This window comes from Seonamhaeicola maritimus, from assembly GCF_008056315.1.
GTDB lineage: Bacteria > Bacteroidota > Bacteroidia > Flavobacteriales > Flavobacteriaceae > Seonamhaeicola > Seonamhaeicola maritimus.
Map to the genome: position 1 here is coordinate 101,962 of NZ_VRKQ01000010.1, position 20,657 is coordinate 122,618.

17 protein-coding genes are annotated in these 20,657 nt (G+C 33.3%); 3 read left to right on the plus strand and 14 right to left on the minus strand.

Annotated features, from left to right (window positions below; all coding sequences use genetic code 11):
- Complete coding sequence (gene ggt / locus FUA22_RS08545) at positions 1-1,689, minus strand: gamma-glutamyltransferase (RefSeq protein ID WP_147767552.1); 1,689 nt, start codon at positions 1,687-1,689, stop codon at positions 1-3.
- A 970-nt stretch (positions 1,690-2,659) separates the two neighbouring features.
- Between ggt and FUA22_RS08550 the strand changes: the two genes are divergently transcribed.
- Positions 2,660-4,111 carry a mannosyltransferase gene (locus FUA22_RS08550; RefSeq protein ID WP_170309879.1) on the plus strand — a complete coding sequence of 484 codons (1,452 nt, stop codon included), beginning with the start codon at positions 2,660-2,662 and terminating at the stop codon, positions 4,109-4,111.
- On the opposite strand, the gene FUA22_RS08555 is transcribed toward FUA22_RS08550, so the two are convergent.
- The 8 genes from FUA22_RS08555 to FUA22_RS08590 form a co-directional block, all read right to left on the minus strand.
- Entirely contained in the window at positions 4,077-4,307 is a 231-nt protein-coding gene (locus tag FUA22_RS08555) for a hypothetical protein (protein ID WP_147767553.1), read from the minus strand. The genes FUA22_RS08550 and FUA22_RS08555 overlap by 35 nt on opposite strands.
- 12 nt (positions 4,308-4,319) lie before the next feature.
- Entirely contained in the window at positions 4,320-4,601 is a 282-nt protein-coding gene (locus FUA22_RS08560; RefSeq protein ID WP_147767554.1) for a hypothetical protein, read from the minus strand.
- Positions 4,602-4,788: 187 nt separating this feature from the next.
- Positions 4,789-5,607: a pseudouridine synthase gene (locus FUA22_RS08565; RefSeq protein ID WP_147767555.1), complete on the minus strand. Its 819-nt coding sequence runs from the start codon at positions 5,605-5,607 to the stop codon at positions 4,789-4,791.
- Positions 5,608-5,805: 198 nt separating this feature from the next.
- A complete protein-coding gene (locus FUA22_RS08570; RefSeq protein ID WP_147767556.1) occupies positions 5,806-6,708 on the minus strand; it encodes a geranylgeranylglycerol-phosphate geranylgeranyltransferase in 903 nt (300 codons plus the stop codon).
- 53 nt (positions 6,709-6,761) lie between these two features.
- Positions 6,762-7,691 carry a mevalonate kinase family protein gene (locus FUA22_RS08575; protein WP_147767557.1) on the minus strand — a complete coding sequence of 310 codons (930 nt, stop codon included), beginning with the start codon at positions 7,689-7,691 and terminating at the stop codon, positions 6,762-6,764.
- Between the two features lie 79 nt (positions 7,692-7,770).
- On the minus strand, positions 7,771-8,853 hold the full coding sequence (mvaD, locus tag FUA22_RS08580) for a diphosphomevalonate decarboxylase (RefSeq protein ID WP_147767558.1): 1,083 nt from the start codon (positions 8,851-8,853) through the stop codon (positions 7,771-7,773).
- A 94-nt stretch (positions 8,854-8,947) separates the two neighbouring features.
- Entirely contained in the window at positions 8,948-9,478 is a 531-nt protein-coding gene (locus FUA22_RS08585) for a DUF1697 domain-containing protein (RefSeq protein WP_147767559.1), read from the minus strand.
- Complete coding sequence (locus FUA22_RS08590; RefSeq protein ID WP_147767560.1) at positions 9,479-10,690, minus strand: BaiN/RdsA family NAD(P)/FAD-dependent oxidoreductase; 1,212 nt, start codon at positions 10,688-10,690, stop codon at positions 9,479-9,481.
- A gap of 42 nt (positions 10,691-10,732) precedes the next feature.
- Here FUA22_RS08590 and FUA22_RS08595 point away from each other — a divergent pair, with 42 nt between their 5' ends.
- The gene (locus tag FUA22_RS08595; protein WP_241664793.1) at positions 10,733-11,584 is read left to right on the plus strand and encodes a hypothetical protein; all 852 of its coding nucleotides are present in this window, start codon (positions 10,733-10,735) and stop codon (positions 11,582-11,584) included.
- Here FUA22_RS08595 and trxA read toward each other — a convergent pair.
- From trxA to msrB, 4 genes are read right to left on the minus strand one after another with little or no spacing between them, the layout of a single operon-like run.
- The gene (trxA, locus tag FUA22_RS08600) at positions 11,574-11,885 is read right to left on the minus strand and encodes a thioredoxin (RefSeq protein WP_147767561.1); all 312 of its coding nucleotides are present in this window, start codon (positions 11,883-11,885) and stop codon (positions 11,574-11,576) included. The genes FUA22_RS08595 and trxA overlap by 11 nt on opposite strands.
- 49 nt (positions 11,886-11,934) lie before the next feature.
- Positions 11,935-15,609 carry a metallophosphoesterase gene (locus tag FUA22_RS08605; protein WP_147767562.1) on the minus strand — a complete coding sequence of 1,225 codons (3,675 nt, stop codon included), beginning with the start codon at positions 15,607-15,609 and terminating at the stop codon, positions 11,935-11,937.
- Positions 15,610-15,659: 50 nt separating this feature from the next.
- A complete protein-coding gene (gene msrA, locus FUA22_RS08610) occupies positions 15,660-16,202 on the minus strand; it encodes a peptide-methionine (S)-S-oxide reductase MsrA (RefSeq protein ID WP_147767563.1) in 543 nt (180 codons plus the stop codon).
- Positions 16,192-16,653: a peptide-methionine (R)-S-oxide reductase MsrB gene (gene msrB / locus FUA22_RS08615; RefSeq protein WP_147769048.1), complete on the minus strand. Its 462-nt coding sequence runs from the start codon at positions 16,651-16,653 to the stop codon at positions 16,192-16,194. The genes msrA and msrB overlap by 11 nt, the downstream gene beginning before the upstream one ends.
- A gap of 192 nt (positions 16,654-16,845) precedes the next feature.
- On the opposite strand from msrB, the gene FUA22_RS08620 reads away from it, so the two are divergent.
- Positions 16,846-18,048 carry a Pycsar system effector family protein gene (locus tag FUA22_RS08620; RefSeq protein ID WP_147767564.1) on the plus strand — a complete coding sequence of 401 codons (1,203 nt, stop codon included), beginning with the start codon at positions 16,846-16,848 and terminating at the stop codon, positions 18,046-18,048.
- A 191-nt stretch (positions 18,049-18,239) separates the two neighbouring features.
- Here the strand turns inward: FUA22_RS08620 and FUA22_RS08630 are convergent, their stop codons facing one another.
- Positions 18,240-20,615, minus strand: a complete 2,376-nt coding sequence (locus tag FUA22_RS08630) for a GAF domain-containing protein (RefSeq protein WP_147767565.1) — start codon at positions 20,613-20,615, stop codon at positions 18,240-18,242.
- Positions 20,616-20,657 lie beyond the last annotated feature (42 nt).

The window sequence follows — 20,657 nt, forward strand, 5'->3', positions numbered from 1 at the left end:
TTAAAACCCAGCTGCTTGACCATCTTTACGGCTTTCTGAAGCACCTCGATATACTTTATTTTCATCGTCCCATAAAATAGCCTGATAACCACCATAGCCTCCTAATCCGAATCCTACCTTATGACGCTTACTCATAAGTCCTCGTACTGTTTCATAAGGAATCCCAGATTCTACATGTACAGTCCCTGTTCCTTCTGCCGGTTCTCCTGTGGGTTTTGAAGTTCCAGCATGATCCCATCTAGGGGCATCTCCCGCTTCTTGAATATTCATTCCAAAGTCAATAACATTCATAACAATTTGAGTGTGCCCTTGAGGCTGAAAATCACCACCCATAACACCAAAACTCAAAAATGGTTTGTTATCCTTTGTTATAAATGCTGGTATAATTGTATGAAATGGCCTTTTACCAGGTTCATACGTATTAAAGAACCCTCGTTTTAAATTGAAAAGCTCACCCCTATTCTGAAGCATAAAACCTAACTTAGGCGGCACCATACCAGAACCCATTCCTCTATAATTACTTTGTATAAAAGACACCATATTACCTTCCTTATCTGCAGTGGTTAAATAGATTGTTTCTCCAGCACTTATTTCTCCTGCATCATACTTAGAAGCCCTTTCTGTAATTAACTCACGGCGCTTATTGGCATATTCATCAGAAATCAATTCATCAACTGGTACGTTTGCAAAATGCATATCGGCATAATATTTAGCTCTATCTTCAAAAGCTAACTTTTTGGCTTCCGTGAACAAATGCAAATGTTCTGTACTTCCAAATTCAATGTTTGAAAAATCATAACCCTCTAAAATCTGCAACATTTGTAAAGCGGCTATTCCTTGTCCATTTGGCGGGAGCTCCCAAACATCATAACCTCTATAATTAACTGATACAGGATCTACCCATTCACTTTTATGACTAGCTAAATCCTCCTTAGATAAAAACCCGCCATGTTCCTTTATAAACCCAGCAATTGTTTTGGCTATTTCTCCTTTATAAAAAGCATCTCTACCACCTTTTGCTATGTTTCGGTAGGTATTCGCTAAGTAAGGATTCTTAAAAATTTCTCCTTCTTTGGGAATTTTACCATCTATTACATAAGTATCCCTAATGTTTGGTAATTCAGAAGCCATAAATCGGTTTACACTTAAGTTGAAATAATGACCAATAAGTTCTGTAAGCGGAAAACCATTTTCGGCATAATTAATAGCTGGATTCAAAATATCTTGCATTGGTAAAGACCCAAACTTACCATGTAACTCAAACCAACCATCTACAGCTCCCGGAACACTAACTGATAAAGGACCATATGCAGGTATTTTAGTAAAATCTTTCTCTTCAAAATACTCCAAAGACAAACTCTTAGGAGAACGACCACTAGCATTAAGCCCGTGCAATTTCTTGGTTTTTGCATCCCACAGAATTACAAACAAATCACCTCCAATACCGCATCCAGTTGGCTCCATAAGTCCTAATGTAGCATTTGCAGCAATGGCAGCATCAATGGCATTCCCTCCTTTTTTTAAAATATCCAAACCAACTTGAGTAGCAAGCGGGTGACTTGTTGCCACCATCCCGTTTTGAGCAATAATTTCAGACCGAGTGGCAAATAATTCTCCAGTAACCCTGTCTTGAGCTAAACCCAATAAAACTGAAAAAAGTGCTAGTAAAGTAAATGCGTGTGTTTTCATCCTAGAGATAAATTAGAGGCTAGTAGCCACAATTAAGTTTTCTTAAAAATAGGTAATTCGTTCAAAATAACCCCTAAATGCACCTGATTGATTTTTTGGGCATTACCCACAAGGGGTCGCGCTTTACGCTGCAAGTCCTCGCTCGTACCTCACTGTGGGCTTTCCTCTACAATCGCTAACACAGGTGTTTGCCAATTTGGTGGTTTTATGGAATAAACATGGGTTCTGGAAAGGTTGGTTTAACGGTTTGCATTTAAAAATATGAGTACTCGAATACTGTGATATTTCCTATAAAAATTAAAAGTTAGCTAACAAAGTAACTCACATTGGTTTAGGTAAAACTAACAATTTTTATATTCTGTATTACCCGCTGTTCGTTTTTTACTTTTCAATCTAGTTTAATCGTAAATCTATTGTCCCCCCTATAAACCGTTAGAAGTAATTCCCCTGTTGTTTTAATAATAGAGTCAGTCAATTCTAACTCATCCAAAACTTTTGAATTTATTGTAATTTCTCTGCTATTAGTAAAAACTAGCGTCGATCTATTATGATTTCTTTTGTCTTCATACTTTTTTAACACAATTCCTTTGTAATCTTTTCCTATATTGAATTTAGATATCTATCATACTTTTCTTCTTGAGAAGTAGTGAGTCCCTTAAAAATAATAATGGTAACGTCAATGAATATTAATATATCAATCTAAAACATTTAATCAGAAATTTCATATGATGGGTATTGGGTGTTTCTAGACTCAATCATTATTAATTGAAGTATGCATTATATAAATGTGTGCATTACAAAGATAAAGTTCTTATTCAATACTGAAACAAGTTCAGCTAAGGTAAACTAAGTTCGTTAATTTTTCTGTTAAAAACAAACTAGGTTTTAACAGAAAAACCAAGAATTAATATTTAATTATAGATTCACGCCTTAAGCATAATAACAAATACATTAATGTTATATTTGGTCTATGCAACTGAACCTAGCTTTATTAAAACTTTATAAAACACCTTTACTACAAAGCCTTGTTTGTTGCATATTGTTTGTTGCATTTGCCTATGATTTAGAACGCACGCAATACCTTAAACTAGTTAGCCTATACACGCTACTTTTTGGTTTGTTTTATTGGTTAGTAAAAAACAATAAGAACAATATCAAATTATTAACGGCTATTGCTTTTATATTTAGAGCGGTATTTATTTTGGCAATCCCGAATTTATCACAAGATTTTTATCGTTTTATTTGGGACGGACGCATGATTTTAGAATGGTTTAACCCTTATTTATATACAGTTGATTCGTTTATTCAAAAAGGTGATTATCCAGTAGTACAAGCCCAAGAATTATATAAGGGCATGGGCACTCTAAATGCCAGCCATTTTACAAACTATCCGCCCATAAATCAACTGTGTTTTGTGCTGGCAAACTTATTCTCTACTAACAACATTATAGGTTCGGTTATTGGCTTACGCATGCTTATTATAGCCGCAGATTTTGGAACACTTTATTTTGGTAAAAAGCTACTTAAAAAACTAAAGCTACCTGTACAAAATATCTTCTGGTATGTTCTAAATCCGTTTATCATTATTGAGCTTACAGGAAACCTTCATTTTGAGGGTGTAATGATTTTCTTTTTAGTTTGGAGTTTATATTTATTAGTTATTAATAAATGGCAATGGGCCGCTGTGGTTTTAGCTTTGTCTATTTCAACAAAGTTAATTCCGTTAATGTTTTTGCCATTGCTTTTTGGATGGTTTGTTAAAAACCGCCTAGACAATAAGGACTACAATGATGACAGGCTCAAACCAGCTAAACTTAAAGAACAAGGTGCTACGGTTTGGTTCAGAATAACAAAATTGATGAAGTTTTATGCTATTGTCGGCGGGGTTACCTTATTGCTTTTTGCGCCCTTCTTTTCAAAACAATTCGTTTCAAATTACTCAGAAACGGTGGCGCTTTGGTTTCAAAATTTTGAGTTTAACGCAAGCATATACTATATTCTAAGGGCTATTGGTTATACCTTAAGAGGCTATAATGAAATTGCTATTATTGGCATTGTCCTTTCTGTCACAGTGTTTCTTTTTACACTTTACAGATCCTTTTTCAGAAAAAACGATTCCATAGAAGGTTTAATTAAATCAATGTTATTTGTTTTTGCTTGTTACTTATTATTAAGCACAACAGTACATCCATGGTATGTAGCAACACTCTTGTTTTTATCTGTATTTACCAAATATAAATTCCCCCTAGTCTGGAGCTTTGTTATTGTGCTTAGCTACCTAGCCTATATGCAAATAGGGAATGCGTCCAAATCTGAAAACCTTTGGATAATAAGTTTAGAATACCTTGTTGTTTATGGTGTTCTGGTATGGGAATTATGGCTTAAACCTAAACCAACTCTAACCGGTCAATCCTATAAATAACATCATCAAAATCTCTACTACTGGGCACTTCAGAATAGGAAAGTTTAAAGGTTTTATCAACGAAAGAATCGTCTTTATTTAAATTGTATTTATATAGGGCTTTGGGGTGTATTTCTTCAAATTCCATTTGCAAACCGTCCTCAAATAGAAATGAATAAAAGCCGTCTTTGAAGTACTTAAAAACTGCAATTTCCATTAAAAATTAACTCTAATTTGTAATATCTCCATCATCCAAATTTTCAACGGGAGCTCCTTCATCAGCCTCATTGTCATCATCTGCAAATTCTATCATAGCCTTTGCTAAATGCGTACCTACTTTTACTAAATAAATAGTATCGTCGGTTTTCACTTCAACAGCTTCAATTAAATCGTTATGGGCATTTCGGAAAGAAATAATATCCTTGTCACCATAACCATCAGGAAACCGCTCAATTAAGAGATTTAAGATATCTGTATTTAACTTATTATAATCAACTATTATTCTTTTCATAACTTTAAGTTTAGGTTAGTAAACAAATATGAATAACAACAATTACATATATTAAATTTATTAAATAATTCTTTTCTGTGAAAAAAAAATGCAAAAATGTTGTTGCACTATACTAATAGCGCTACAAATGAACTCAAATACGGTGAAGATTATATTATATTAGTGTTAACTGATTTTGAAGAAAAGCTTAAATCATTTTTAGCATAGTGAGCTCTTCATTAGATAAATGTTTCCAGTGTCCGCGCGGAATATCCTTTTTGGTAAGATGCCCAATAGCAACACAATCTATACTAATAATATCATAATTAAACTGCTCAAAAATAGTACGAATAATGGTATTACCGGTATTTTTAATTTTTAGACCAATTTCTTTTTTTGAAGCACCATCTATATAACTGATTTCTTCTACAGTGATAAGTTTTCCTTCAATTTTAAAACCGTTTTGAATCTTTTTTAAATCTTCTAGTCTTAAATTTTTATCAAGTTCTATCTGGAATAAACGTGGTACTCCTGTTTTAGAACTTTTGAATTTATCTTCAATGTCTTTATCATTAGTAAAAAGCAATAAGCCTTTAGAATTTCTACCTAAGCGCCCAATAGGCTTTATACGAGAAGAAGTAGCATTTGCTACCAAATCCATAACGGTACGTCCTTTACCCTCGCTGGTGGTAGTGGCAAATCCTTTTGGTTTATTAAGTAATACGTAAGCCTTTTTTTCTGGGTTTATTCTTGCTCCATCATAACGTACCTCATCACCAGGCTTTACTTTATAACCCATTTCTACAATTACTTTACCATTAACTGCAACCAAACCTGTGGCTATATGAACATCTGCTTCACGACGTGAACAAATTCCAGAGTTGGCAATATATTTATTCAATCTAATCTCGCCTGAGTTAGACTTTTTGGCTGGTGCCTTTTGCTTTGGAGCATCTTTTGGTGTGTTTTTATTAAAACGTTTTCCTGTAGATTTTCCTTGTGGTTTGCCTCCGCGTTGCCTGTTCATGGGTTCTAATTTTTGGCAAAGATATGTTTTAATTTATGATTGACGATTTTTGATTGATGATATAATTACTTACCTGTTTATTGAAATTGTAACTAATGACTGCCCCCGCGTTAGGGATTGGAATGAAAAGCCCACAGCGAGGTACGAGCGAGGACTTGCAATGGAAAGCCCGACCCGATAGGGTAACGCCCAAAAAGATTAAATTCTATTTAAAATCACGCTAACATCTATAAGTAAAATACTAAATACCCCAGCTAGTATGATAAATTTTAATATGTTGTGCAATATGAGATATTGAATTTTGGTTTGTGAACGCCAAAGCATTATTAAAAAGGCAACCAGTAAAACAATGGCCAAATAAAAGAAAAGATACATGTACCCAATGGCATAATGAAAGAGTAATAAGTAGGCTGGCACTAGAGTTAACAAGGCCAAAACTGTAAGCATTTGTTTTGATACTTTTTCTCCGTATGCAATGGGAATGGTTTGGTAATTCTGGGCTAAATCTCCTTTTATATTCTCTAAATCTTTAGTGAGTTCTCGCATTGAAATGATCAAGAAGAGAAACGTGGCGTGTACAAATATGACGCTTTCGAAATTTTTATAATACATAAAAATGGCAAAAAATGGCGTAATAGTAAGTACAGCGGAAGTTAAGTTACCAATAAAGGGCATTTTTTTTAGTTTATGCGAGTAAAACCATATGCCGAAAATATAAACAGAAAAGAAAACTACCGCCCTAAATGACACGTAACTCGCCATTATTGCCGCTAAAAAATTGAGCACAAAATAAAACGACAATTTGGTGTTTTGACTTACCAATCTGTCTAGCTTAGACTTTATGGGACGATTGATTAAATCTTTCTCTGAATCGTAAAAATTATTAATGATATATCCTCCTGCTATGGTTGCCCCTGTGGCCAAAACTAACATGAATAAGTTTAGATCAAAAACAACACTACCTAATGGTCTTTCGGGTGCTAAAATATAAATTGAAGTTAAATATTGAGCCACTACAATAACTAAAATATTGTAGCCTCTAACTACAGAAAACATACTAAAAAACTTTAGTAGAATATATTTCTGTCTTCTTGATAGCATAAAAAATATGATGAAATCCTGAATAAACTCAAGATGACAATAAAAATAAGAAATTAGAAGTTATAAACCACCTCTAATTTATAATCTGAAAGCGCCTGTTTAGCTTTTTGAATGTCCTCTGTAAAACCAAGAATATAACCACCACCACCTGAGCCACATAATTTTAAGTAGTAATCATTGGTTTCAATTCCCTTTTTCCAAAGTGCATGAAACTCCTTTGGAATCATTGGCTTAAAGTTGTTTAAAACTACTTTAGATAGTTGCTTGGTGTTACTAAATAATGACTTAATATCTCCTTTAAGGAAATCATCAACACAGGCATCTGTATGTTTAATAAACTGATCTTTAAGCATACTACGGAACCCTTCTTGCTTCATGTTTTCCATAAAGATGCCAATCATTGGTGCTGTTTCTCCAATAATTCCACTATCTAATAAAAATACGCCACCTTTACCCTCTGTTTTCTGAGATGGGATGCCAGTTGCTTCAATATTATCTTTAGAATTGATAAGAATTGGAATACTTAAATAACTATTTAAGGGGTCTAAACCTGAAGATTTACCATGGAAAAAAGATTCCATAGTCGAAAATATAGTTTTAAGTTTTAACAGCTTATCTCGGGTTAAATTTTCTAATACCGTAATCTTGTCTTGTGCATACTTATCATAAATAGCAGCTACTAAAGCACCACTACTTCCAACTCCATAACCCTGTGGTATAGAGGAATCAAAATACATTCCTGCTTCAACGTGACTTTTTAAAGAATCAATATCAAAGGTTACAATATTATCATCAATGCTTTCTAGATAAGTAGCGAATCGGATTAAACTTTCATTCGATTTAATAGCTTCTTCAGATGGATTTTTATCCGTTTTTAAAGCGCCATTATAAAAACTATAAGGAATGGACAACCCCTTAGAATCTTTGATAATCCCGTACTCTCCGAAGAGTAATATTTTAGAATAAAAAAGTGGTCCTTTCATAAAACATTTCGATTAAGGGGCATTAAAAATTAATTCTGTTTAACAATATTAATGTTAAATTAAACAAAATGCAAGCTTTTTAAACTATTTCTTTAGCACCAAAGCCAATTTGGTCACAAATATACTGTCCATTTTGACAATGTGCAACTAATTCATTTTTAATGAATTCACCAACTTGTTCACATTCCCTTTGTGGATATAGTACGTGCACATTCGCTCCTGCATCTAATGTGAAGCATATTTTAGAGCCCGTTTCTTGTCTAAATACCCATATTTTATTGATGATTTCTAAAGTATTTGGTTTCATTAAAATAAAATAAGGCATACTTGTCATCATCATAGCATGTAGCGTTAAAGCTTCACTTTCTACAATGTTTATGAATTCATCTAAATCGCCTTCTTTAAACACCTTTATTAACGCCGAAAGGTTTATATGTGCTTGTTTAAAACGTTCCTGCGCAAATGGGTGATTATGCATTAAGTTATGGCCAACGGTACTGCTTACTTGCTTTTCTCCTTTATCAACTAGCAGTATGGTATCTTGATAATTTTTGAATTTTTCATGAACTTCAAAAGGGTATTTAACTCCAAATAAATCTGAACTTTCTTTAATTTCATGATGTTGCCCCCAAACTACCAAATCGCCTTCTAAACTTCTGCATGCACTTCCTGAACCTAAACGTGCTAAAAATGAAGCCTTTTGAGTAAAATACTTATCATCAACATCACCAGTCAATCCTCTTTCAATACTCGTTAAGCATAAGGCTAAAGCACTCATGCCTGATGCGGATGATGCAATTCCAGAACTATGAGGAAACGTATTTGATGTTTCAATTTTAAAATGATAGCCTTTAACAAAAGGAACATATTGCTCAATGCGTTTAAAAAAGGTTTCAATTTTAGGTTTGAAGCCGTCTTTTTTCTCTCCATCTAAATACACATCAAATGAAAAAGCATCTTCACTTTTCTTTTTTGAAAAACTTAAAGTTGTTGTTGTTTTACAATCATTAAGGGTAAAACTCACCGATGGGTTAGCCGGTATTTGGCTTTCCTTTTTTCCCCAATATTTTACTAAGGCAATGTTACTTGGAGATTCCCAGGTCACGCTTCCTTTCTCAATGGTTTTAGAATATGGCTTGGGAATAAAATCTTGTTCTGTCATAGGTTTAATTCTCAGACAAAGACCGTTTAAAACGGACTTATAAAATCTTAGTTTATTTGAGCAAAAATAAGAAATACAAATGGTCTTTTTTAACTTATGATGACAGCTCCATTAACTTTATCATGGTTTTATAATTTCTAGCAGTAGCAAAAGTTTGCAACTTTCTTTCAAAAAAATTGCCGTTAAATTTAGACCTACCAAATCCTTTCACATTGAAATAATAAATACAATCATTTATAATGTTGTATTCTTCGCCTTCATAGATTTTCTCTGATGCTGTGTTCACTAAATCCGTACTTGGTGCATCGTGTAGCATCATAAAATAACTGGCTTCTTTTTTTGCTTCATCAAATGGGCAATCATCAAAAATTCGCCTTAAATCTTGATGATCTCTAACCAAAACTAATACTTCGAATCCAAAGTGATTCTGAATGGCATCACTTATTATTTTTTCTATGTGGTTATATGACTCCTCTAATGTTTCAAAGAAAATATTGCCGCTTTGAATATAGGTTCTAACATTAGTGAACCCAGATTTTGTGAGCAATTCTCTAAGCTCTGCCATTGGTACCTTTTTATGACCGCCAACATTAATTCCTTTTAAAAGGGCTATGAATGTTTTCATTTATTTCGACATATTTTGAGCTGCAATAAAAGCGCCTGTCCATGCATTTTGAAAATTAAAACCTCCTGTTATGGCATCAATATTTAATACTTCTCCTGCAAAGTATAGGTTTTTGTGCAACTTACTCTCAAATGTTTTAAAGTTAACCTCCCTTAAATTTACGCCTCCTGCGGTTACAAATTCTTCTTTAAAAGTACTTTTCCCATTTACCTCAAACACAGCCTTTGTTAATTGTGCAGCTAAAGCATCCAACTGCGACCTATTAATCTCTGCCCATTTAATATCTTCGTTAATATTAGACGCCAGCACCAATTTTTGCCATAATCGTTTTGGTAAATCGAATTGGGTAAATTTGATAACTGTTTTTTTAGCTAAGTCATTTTTCAGTTCCTTGAGTTGCTCAAGACAAGTATTAAATGAATGACGGATAAAATTAATTTCTATTTGAAATTTATAATTCATTTCAGCCAATTCCAATGCTCCAAAAGCCGATAGTTTTAAAATAGCTGGCGCACTAAATCCAACATGAGTTACCAATAATGGACCTTCTGAAACTAAATTAGTTCTTAAAACTTTTATTTCTACATTTTGAGCTACCACTCCCGGAATTCCTTTTATTCGCCTATCTGATACATTAAACGTAAACAATGATGGCACTGGTTCAGCTATAGAATGATTTACATCCTCGAGCATTTTCCAAACCTTAACATTGCTTCCCGTTGCAACCAATACTTTTTCAGCTAAAAAAGCATCTTCTTGTGTTTCCAACTCCCAATTAGAATCGGCTACCTGAATGGATTTTAAAGTTTGATCATATAATATTTCAACACCTAATCGAATCGTTTCACTTAAAAAGCAATCAATAATAGTTTGTGAAGAATTTGTTACCGGAAACATGCGTCCGTCTTCTTCAATTTTAAGTTCAACTCCACGCTTTTCAAACCATTCAATAGTATCTCCAGTCATAAACTGATGAAATGGTCCTAGCAATTCTCGTTCACCCCTTGGGTAATTAAGCGTTAATTCCTTTGGAATAAATTGCGCATGAGTTACATTACAACGCCCGCCACCAGAAACTTTAACCTTTTGTAAGCCCTCTTTTCCTTTCTCTAAAATGGCTATTTTTAAATCGGGATTCAATTCGGCTATATTGATTGCCGCAAAAAAACCTGCGGCCCCACCACCGATTATAATAACATTGTATTGCTTCATAAATAAAAAAATCGATGTAAATTTAGCATTAAAATCTGCTTTATGTTTAAACTGTCCTTCTTATTTCTTTTTGTGCTCTCTGTATCATGCCAAACAGGAAACTTAAAAGTTGCTGCAGATTTACCTAATACATTAAAAGAAGTTTCTGGTACCGAAGTTATAAAAGGCTCCAACCTAATTTGGATGTTAAACGATGGCGGCAATAAATCACATCTGTATGGTTTGAATGAAAAAGGAAAGATAATTAAGGAAGTAAAAATACAAGCCAAAAACCATGATTGGGAAGATTTAACTGCGGATGCTAAGGGCAATGTTTATATAGGTGATTTTGGAAATAACGCTAACAAAAGAGAGAATTTATTCATTTTGAAGATTAACAAAAATTCGTTAAAGTCAAATGAAAAGGTTCAAATAGAACGGATTTCATTTAGGTTTGAAAATCAGTATAAATATCCACCTAAAAAGAAAAAAATGCACTTTGACTGCGAAGCTTTTTTTCACTTTAATGATAGCTTGTATTTATTTACTAAAAGCAGAGTTAAAGGTGATTTTGGTAAAACTAACATGTATAAACTTCCTGCAAAACCAGGTAATCATGTAGCACAACTTGTGGATTCATTCAGTACCTGTAATGAATCAAAATGTTGGATAACATCTGCCGATATTAGTAATGATGGTAAAAAAATGGTTTTATTAACCCCTAAATCTGCTTGGGTATTTACAAATTTTGAAAGCGATAATTTCTTTAAGGGTGATATAACTGAATTTTCATTTGATTATATCTCTCAAAAAGAAGGTGTATGTTTTAAAGACAACAACACCCTATTAATTACCGATGAAAAAACACATGGACAAGGTGGAAATTTATATAAGTTTAAAATTACTAAACCGTAATTTCTCCATGTGTTTCAATGACATTTAGAATATCCTTCTTTTGCAAAACTCCAGATTGTCTCCATTTTGGAACACCATCAACAAACAAAGTCATTGTAGGGACACTTCTCACCTGATATTTTACGGCTAAATCATGATTTTTATCAATATCGATTTTAACAATTTTAACTGCATCTCCTAATTCACCTTTCACCTCCTTTAAAATTGGCATTAGAGCTTGACAAGGCCCACACCATGTGGCAAAAAAATCTACTAGAACTATTTTGTTTGAATTTATTATATCTTTAAAATTACTTTTCATCTTAAAATATTTACACTTAAATAGACGTGAAAACTAACCAAAAATTACACTAAAACCCAAAGCCCATTTTGAAGGCAAAACGTAAGCCATCATCACTATTAAAAGCCGACAAGTTTAAAGTCATAATATCGGCTGCATTTGCAAAAATCCCACCTCCTATAGAATTATGCCATTTATCAGAATCCTCATCATCAACCCAAACACGCCCGTAATCTAAACCTCCGTAAACACCAATACTTAACGGCAATAAAGTGGTTTTAATTTTTTTAAGATTCAATCTTAAATCGGTGCTTTGAACAAAAGCACTTTTACCAGTAAAACGCTCATTTCTATAACCTCTTAATCCGTTATTAGCTCCTAAATTTGCTCCTTGGTAAAATTCAAAATTATCACCAAAAATAATATGTGCTCTCGACATAGTAGCAAAGACTAATTGACCCCTTGCGTCTAACTTATAATCAATACCAAGTGTTGGTATAAAATACCCAAAGGCATCAGAATCATCAATATTAGAGGTATACCCAAAAGTTAAGCTTGTTTGCATACCCATAGTAGGGAAGGCCTCATTGTCTTTATTTTCATAAGCATAAGCAACTTCTGAATTAATGAAGTCCTTATTATTTTCCTCTCCGTTAGCTAAATAAAATGTGTTTATAAATCGATCATTAGTTTCTTCTACTCCAATAGACTGATAACTCATTCCAATTTTAAAACTTGCTCCTTGTTCTCCTCTCCAAATTAATGAAGGTGCAATTCTTAAGGTTTTTAATTTCACTCGGTTGTAGTCTAAATCAAAATTATCTTCATCGTCGACGTTTGGGTTGGATGTTTCATTACCAAATCCGAAGAAATTAATCGTATAATTAGGGCTTGTAAAATCTACATCTATTCCTAGATTCATTTTACCAACAACATTGGCGAATTCTGCCGTATACCCTAAATCAAATCCGCTAGTTGCAAAATAATAAGCACCAGAAAATGTGTGCTTTGAACTAAATGGGTTTCTGTCAAACCCATAATTTGTTAATGTATTTATAAAACCAAATCTAAAACCATCATCAGGATTTGCTCCCAAAACAGGTAAAAACTGATTAGCACTATTTTTAAGCTTTGTGAAATCGTAGATATTGGTTTCGTAATCATCAGTTAGTTTTTGATTTCCTTTCTTAGTTACAAACTCATTTTTCTTCGATTTATAATCGTACATCTTTACTCTTTTACCGTTTTCGATAATATAAATATCATTATTCTGCCCTCCAATTAAACGGAGTTTTATTAAATCATCTCCATCTCCAAACACTTTAAATTGATCCTCATCATCTAACCCATAAACCCAAATCTCTTTGGTTTCATTTTTAGAATAGATTTTTTCAAAAAACACCTCTCCTTTCTTTCCATTTTTAATTCTTGAACCAGTTAGTTTTGTGTTTCCGTTAGGCATTCGTTCAAATTCGAATAAATCATCTTTATCAGTTCCAGTTACAACCGCAAACTTATTGAGCGCCTGATAATACGCATCAGCAATCTTGGGTAAGTTCTTGATTCTTGCTTTTAGAACACGCTCTATTTCAATAATGGTTTCACTTTGAACTTCTATGGGAAATGACTCAAAAGCCTTATTAATAACCTCTTCTGTTAAGTTTTTTTGAATATAAGCTACCTGCTCATACCATTGTTTTTTTGTGGTTTTATTAAGTAAGGTCATATCTAAAGAAAACGGACTAAAATTAAATCCTTTCACATTGCGAATATCTTCCATAAAACCCTCCATCAATTTTAATGGTGGCACTACTCGTGTTGCAAACTTCATTAAGGCACCATCTCCCATTTTTGAAAACGCTTGATCTCTATCTCTAGGAATGGGCTTATAAATTACCTTTCCACCATTTTCAAATTCCGCCCAACGCCATTGATCTGTATGTCTATCCCAGTCTCCTATAGCCATATCAAATAAGCGTGCTCTAAGAAACATATCATCATCTACAACATACTTTTCATCTTTACGCAGTTTCTTCATTAAATCATCTGTACTCTCAATTTTGTTGGCGTAACCAAAACTTTTAAGGTTACCATGACCGTCAGACACATGCTCTTCAAGCATATACAACTCATCACCAAAACTTGAGTTAAAAGCACCTAATGTATTTTGCTTAGGCACATAATACAAAACTGGATTGGTGTGGTATAGGTTCACTGCATCGGACAATCCTCCTGTAACAAACGGTGCATATGGGTGAGACCCTGTATAAAAATCTAGCAATAAGCTTTCGGTTGCGGTGTCATCAAATTGCCCTTCAATATATTGATCCTTAAAGGCCATAGCTTGCAAATAAACAATAGCACTTTTTCGAATGGCCCTCATTACATAACGCTTTCCTTCACTATTAATTAACTGAAGTGATTTTGACTGATGCCCCCCTCCTTTTCTAAAAGGTGTTAAACCACCAAACAAAGTATCCAACCTTACTGTTGGTACTTTTACTTTAATACCATAATATTTTCTGTAACGTTCTCCCCAAAATTTTCTATGGAAATTACTCTTATCTACCTCTTCATTTGTATAAACAGAAGCAGCTTCCTCATTTGGAAATATATTATTGTATTCATCAACCGTTTCATTATTATCCTTTTCAAATACTTGTTGTTTAAAAATTACTTTTTCCTGTGTTGCCGAATAAAACTCAACAACCGAAGAACCATCCTTATAAACATCTAACCTCGCATAACCCGAGTCACTTGCCGAAAACTCACCATCAATATTTCTAGTTGGTGTAGCTTTTGACCCCGAACCACTTATAATCTGCGGTAAATTATCTTTAATTATGTATTGCAAACTGTGTTCATGGCCTGAAACAAAGACCACTTTTTCATTTTCTTGAGCTAAGGTCACCACACGTTTTTTAAACGTATTATACTTCTTATTTTGTAAATCTGCGGGTGACACCCCACTTGTTTCTCTTAATACGTTTTTTAGAGTTCCTAGAATTGGAATTGGAGTCATGTGCATACCAAACGAATACTGTCCACCATGAGGTCCATTAGTAAACATAGGGTGATGCATAACCATTAAAGTAGTTTTTCCACGAGCTTTTTTTACTAGACCTTCTAATTCTTCAAAAAACTTAGCTCTAGTTTTAATTTCGCAATCATCATTAATTGTTGGATGCTTATCCCAATTTGTAAGATACCATTCAGAATCAATTATAATCATTACAATATCATCTGATATTTCAACCTTTTCCAACGGGCAGCCATTTTCAGGTAAAAAGGTGTTTTTGCCCAAAATATCTTCAATATAGTTTTCTTGACGTTTTAAACCTTTAAGTCCGTTACTATACCAATCATGGTTACCTGGAATGAAAACGGTTCTTCCTTTAAAATCTTTAACCGCTTCTGTTTGCACATTCAATTGATGTTCTGCAAAGGCTCTACTTTCTTCTGATTTTTTTGGCAACCCTTTTGGATAAATATTATCACCTAAAAACAAGACGGTACTGTTTTTATTTGCATTAATCAGTGCTTCTTTAAACTTTTTTACTGCAACTGATTGACTTCCAATAGGTGAATTTCCAGCATCCCCAATTAGATAAAATGAATGAGCAATATCTCCTATAGGAATATCTTGTATTTGAACTCCTTCTTTATATTGAGGTTTATAAGTGGCGCAGGCATTTAAAATAATAACACCAATAAAAACTATAACTGTTTTTAAACGAATCTTCATTTGGTTGGGTTAATTCTCAATTATAAAAATAAACAATTTTAGCTAGTGCATCATTTTTTCAACTTTTCAGCATAAAGTTTTCTAAACTTTGCCAACTTAGGTGTAATTACAAAATTACAATAGCTTTGTTCAGTGTTATTTTGGTAATAATTTTGATGATAATCTTCGGCTTCATAAAAAATATCTATAGGTGCAATTTCAGTAACAATTGGGTTGTCAAAATATTTAGCAACCTCTTTAATTACAGCCTCAGCAATTTCCTTTTGGTTTTCATCTTGATAATAAATAACCGAGCGGTACTGTGTACCAGAATCTGCACCTTGTCTATTTAAAGTTGTAGGATCATGTGTGGTCATAAAAATAAGAAGCAGTTCTTCATACGAAATAATATCGGCATCATAACTAACTTGTATTATTTCGGCATGCCCCGTTAAACCAGAACAAATCTCTCTGTAAGTTGGTTTCCCAGGTGCATTTCCTCCTGAATAACCGGATACCACTTTTTCAACGCCTTTAACCTCTTGAAAAATAGCTTCTGTACACCAAAAACAACCACCTCCAAAAGTGGCTAATTCATTTTTTTTATTGTCCATCTGTAGCCTCCTTTTCTAATTGAAGTGATTCTGAATTGATACAATATCTCAATCCGCTGGGTTCCGGTCCATCAGGAAACACATGCCCTAAATGTGCATCGCAAGTATTGCACATAACTTCAACCCTAACCATTCCAAACGAATCATCTTTTTCGTATTTAATAGCATTATCTTTTATAGGCTGTGTAAAACTAGGCCACCCCGTACCAGAGTTAAATTTTATTGTAGAATCAAACAAAGGCGAATCACAGCAAATACAACTATATTTACCTAATTCATGGGAGGCACACAAAGCACCTGAATGAGGTCGCTCCGTTCCTTTTTGCCTAGTAATTCTAAATTGTTCCGGTGTTAATTGATTTTGCCATTGGTTCGCAGTTTTTTCAACACGAATATCTGGCTCTAAATTTCCATTAACCGCAAAACTGATAACATCTTTCCAAGTAAGCATAGATTTTGTCCTTTCTTTATGCATTAGTAGCTTTTTACCTCATTCTGAGTCCTTCTTCAATTAGCATTCTTACAAACCCTCTAATCCGCTAACGTCTGAAAGTTATTTTGAAATTTACGACAAAATATTGCGTTTACATACAATACTTTAGTTTTCCTAAAGTTTAGTATTTTTACATTAAACTGTTTGTTTATGAACAACCTAGTCATTGAAGCCGAAAAATTTGCCACCAAACTTTTAAACGAAGGGCTTGACACCTCTTTTCTTTATCACAACCTAACTCATACACAACGTGTTGCAGAAAAAACCAAAGAACTTGCTGAACTTTGTGATTTATCAGATACCGATAAAGAAATTTTGTTTTTAAGTAGCTGGCTTCACGATACAGGTTACACAACTGGTATTGAAAATCACGAGGAAGCTAGTGTAGTTATTGCCAAAGAATTTCTGAATTCTAAAAAATACACTCCAGAAAACGTTGAAACGGTTTGCCAGTTAATTATGGCTACTAAAATGGATTATAAGCCTCAAACTCAGCTTGAAAAAATTATTAGGGATGCAGACTGTTCTCATATTGGTAGTAAAAGCTATATGGAAGTTTCTGAACTCCTAAGGAAAGAATGGGAATTGCTTTGTAACAGAACTTATAATGAAAGTGAATGGTTAGAAGAAAACATCAATTTCCTTTCAACAAAACATAAGTTTCATACGCATGAAGCGGCGGCTGTTTGGGATAAACGAAAAGGCAAAAATTTATCAGAATTGTTAAAAATGAAAAAGAAATTAGATGCCGATGATAAAAAGCTATCTCAAAAAAAGGAAGAGTTAAAATTTAAAAAAGATAAAGTTGCAGTACCAGAACGCGGTATTGAAACCATGTTCAGAGTCACTCTAAAAAATCACATGCAATTAAGTAATATTGCCGATACCAAAGCGAACATATTACTGTCTGTAAATGCTATTATTGTGTCTTTGCTTTTAGCTAACTTAATTCCAAAATTGGATAATGCGTCCAATCATCATTTAATTATTCCTACCATTATTTTTGTGACTGTAACCGTTGCATCAATTATTCTTTCAGTTTTAGCTACTAGACCTAATGTTACAAGAGGTAAATTCACCAAAGATGATGTCGCTAACAAAAAAGTAAATCTTTTATTCTTTGGAAACTTCCATAAAATGACTCTAAACGATTTTGAATGGGCTATGAGTGAAATGATGCAAGACAGAGATTACCTGTATTCATCCATGAAAAAAGACCTTTATTTCTTAGGTCTTGTTTTGGATAAAAAATATAAAATATTACGCTTAACTTATAGCGTTTTTATGATTGGAATTATTGTAAGTGTACTAGCTTTTGCCATAGCTTTTTACACTTCGGGTGCCGCTAACTAACAATATTCAACTCTTTAAAAAAGGCTTCGTATTCTTCAAACCTATACTCTCTTACTGGACGAATATAGGGCTCAGTATTAAAACACAACAATAAACACATGGCGCAATAGCTTAGTAATTATCTACATACTCATATTTAATGAGTTCGTTGTTTTTAATTCTAGATTTAATTTTATTATGATAGGAGTACATTAAGCCTTTATCTCCTTCATTAAATCATCATACGTGTAAAATGATTTATCGTTTTCATTTTTATGATAAAGTACGCTAACGCGAATAGCTTTAAGCCCGGTTACCGCTTGTAAATCTTGAAGTTCAACAATTTCAACATCATCATCTAAATAGTTTTTAGCCTGCAAAAACTTAATATAATGCATGTATTCAACTTCATCTTGTTTTTGAGAATAAACAATACTGATTTTACCTTTTTGAGTAACACGCTCATTAGTTCCTTTTATGAAAGCTTTGTCAACGCGTTTTTTCACAATCTCATATCGAGCATTATATGTTCCATCAACATCAAACTGCTTTTCATCCATTCTAAAACTTATAGACAATGGCTGATTAAACACTAATACCATTGATGCCACATCTAATGAAATTGAAAAATCAGGCCGCATTTGGTAGTAGGTATTCTCCATTTCACACATGACCTGAAGTTGCCACAATCTAAGATTGTACAAGTATAAAAGATTGAAATTATCTTCTTTAGTGATTGACTCACCAACATACATATTATGTTCTACACCATCCGTTTTAAAACGCTCAAAAAAGTGCGGATACATAGCTTGTGCTTCAATCTGCTTTCTATCTAATAACGATGCCATTTCCTGATTTATAGTGGCAATAGTCTCATCGTAATCTCTTCTATGCTTATAAAGTACATCAACCTTTTTGTCAATACTATTATGGTACTTTTCAATAAGCCCTTGCAAACCTTCAACCTTCCTTAAATGCTGAAATATAGGCTCCACTTCTTGCTTAAAAAATACTGAAATCTGTTGTTCACTATCTACCTGAAAATGTTCTTTAAGTCCATTAAGGTAATCTTTTACCTGATAAACAAACTGCTCATAAATTGGTAAAGGCTCAATTTCAAACGCCTTTTCAAATATACTTTTAACCGCGTTTAATTGAAGGGTTAAATCTTGCTTTGTTGCTTTATTTCTAGCTTCGGAAGAACCTTTTATATCAATTTGCCCATATAGTGGATATACGCTATCAAAAGCAATTTTTCTGAATCTTGCCTCCTTTCCACTCATCTCGTCTTTAATAAACTCTTTAGCTTCCTTAGCAAAACGCCAGTGCACACTAGGGTGAATAGAGGTACATTCTTTTTGAATAACCGCTTCAATAAGATTTTCTTCTTCATCCTTAGAACGCTCAACAGCAGACACAATGTATGGCATAATATCTACTAACTTATTTGCGTTGATACTATTGAGTACTTTTGGTCTATTAGACACAATTTCCAGAACTCCCATAAGGCCATCATCATTGGCTATAGGAGCAAAAATAGCGCTCTTAATCCCCTGCTTATGTAGCACACTTATTTGAGGTACTTTGCCCTCAGTTTTCTTATAAACTTTGTCGACATCAGAAATTGAAAAATATTTATGTTCTTTCAGCAATCTATTATGAGACCAATCACATAGTGCCTTACAACAATCTTCTTTCTCTTGCCCTCCTAATAAAAAACTACTAACTCCAGCACCATATACATTTTCGAAGGTGTTCTCTTCTTTATTATAAATTGAAAACCCAACTTTAATATCGTTAATTCCTAAAAGTGAACGAAAAATATCATAAAACCCTTCCATAACGGTTTCATCTTTTTTCTTCTCATCACCGATTAAAGAAGATTTAATATTTGATATAGACTGGTCATCTGTAACATCAAAAATATTAGATATCACAAAACCTTTAAATTGATAACTATTCGGTGGAAATTTCGCTTTCCAAAGTTCTAAATTTTCGAAATTATCTAATAATTCATCGTAGTCTTTTTGAGTAATCTTAGGAGCATTTTCGGCAGGTATTATTTCGCAAAAATCAGCATTGTACATTATTTTATAATAACGCATGATGCCATTAGCATCTGGTATTTCGTAATAAAAAGGACGCTTGAAATTCAAATCATGTCCGTAGCAGAAATTTAAGATGATGGTACAGGCAATAATATACCTATATTCATCCGGCATATTTTTTATTTGAAGTTCAAAATCGTCTCCAGCAGTTTTGATGATTTTTTTAAATCGCTCTGATTTATTAAAAATCAAATTATGAAACGGTACCGAAGCGGTTTTAATTTCGTTTTTAGTAAGTAAAGGGCTAAACGTATCTTGAAGAATAAAACCAATTTCTTTCTTTCTATCTTTTAAAGTTTGAATTGTAGTGAAACCATCACGCAATTCAGGATAGTCTTCGGCTGTTTTTAAAACACGATTAGCTCTAGCAGCTAAAAATTCATCTTCATTATTGGCTAAACCTTCATAATACTCCAAAAGCTTTTTGAAGCTCACTTTAAGAATTAAAGGTGAATCTATATTGGCATTAATGTCGGTCATATAAATAGTCTTGTATAACAAATTTACAAAGAATTGGATTAG

Coding starts and splice junctions, on each gene's coding strand:
- ggt (WP_147767552.1), bottom strand. CDS start 1,689: ATGAAAACACACGCATTTACTTTACTAGCACTTTTTTCAGTTTTATTG.
- FUA22_RS08550 (WP_170309879.1), top strand. CDS start 2,660: ATGCAACTGAACCTAGCTTTATTAAAACTTTATAAAACACCTTTACTA.
- FUA22_RS08555 (WP_147767553.1), bottom strand. CDS start 4,307: ATGGAAATTGCAGTTTTTAAGTACTTCAAAGACGGCTTTTATTCATTT.
- FUA22_RS08560 (WP_147767554.1), bottom strand. CDS start 4,601: ATGAAAAGAATAATAGTTGATTATAATAAGTTAAATACAGATATCTTA.
- FUA22_RS08565 (WP_147767555.1), bottom strand. CDS start 5,607: ATGAACAGGCAACGCGGAGGCAAACCACAAGGAAAATCTACAGGAAAA.
- FUA22_RS08570 (WP_147767556.1), bottom strand. CDS start 6,708: ATGCTATCAAGAAGACAGAAATATATTCTACTAAAGTTTTTTAGTATG.
- FUA22_RS08575 (WP_147767557.1), bottom strand. CDS start 7,691: ATGAAAGGACCACTTTTTTATTCTAAAATATTACTCTTCGGAGAGTAC.
- mvaD (WP_147767558.1), bottom strand. CDS start 8,853: ATGACAGAACAAGATTTTATTCCCAAGCCATATTCTAAAACCATTGAG.
- FUA22_RS08585 (WP_147767559.1), bottom strand. CDS start 9,478: ATGAAAACATTCATAGCCCTTTTAAAAGGAATTAATGTTGGCGGTCAT.
- FUA22_RS08590 (WP_147767560.1), bottom strand. CDS start 10,690: ATGAAGCAATACAATGTTATTATAATCGGTGGTGGGGCCGCAGGTTTT.
- FUA22_RS08595 (WP_241664793.1), top strand. CDS start 10,733: ATGTTTAAACTGTCCTTCTTATTTCTTTTTGTGCTCTCTGTATCATGC.
- trxA (WP_147767561.1), bottom strand. CDS start 11,885: ATGAAAAGTAATTTTAAAGATATAATAAATTCAAACAAAATAGTTCTA.
- FUA22_RS08605 (WP_147767562.1), bottom strand. CDS start 15,609: ATGAAGATTCGTTTAAAAACAGTTATAGTTTTTATTGGTGTTATTATT.
- msrA (WP_147767563.1), bottom strand. CDS start 16,202: ATGGACAATAAAAAAAATGAATTAGCCACTTTTGGAGGTGGTTGTTTT.
- msrB (WP_147769048.1), bottom strand. CDS start 16,653: ATGCTTACTTGGAAAGATGTTATCAGTTTTGCGGTTAATGGAAATTTA.
- FUA22_RS08620 (WP_147767564.1), top strand. CDS start 16,846: ATGAACAACCTAGTCATTGAAGCCGAAAAATTTGCCACCAAACTTTTA.
- FUA22_RS08630 (WP_147767565.1), bottom strand. CDS start 20,615: ATGACCGACATTAATGCCAATATAGATTCACCTTTAATTCTTAAAGTG.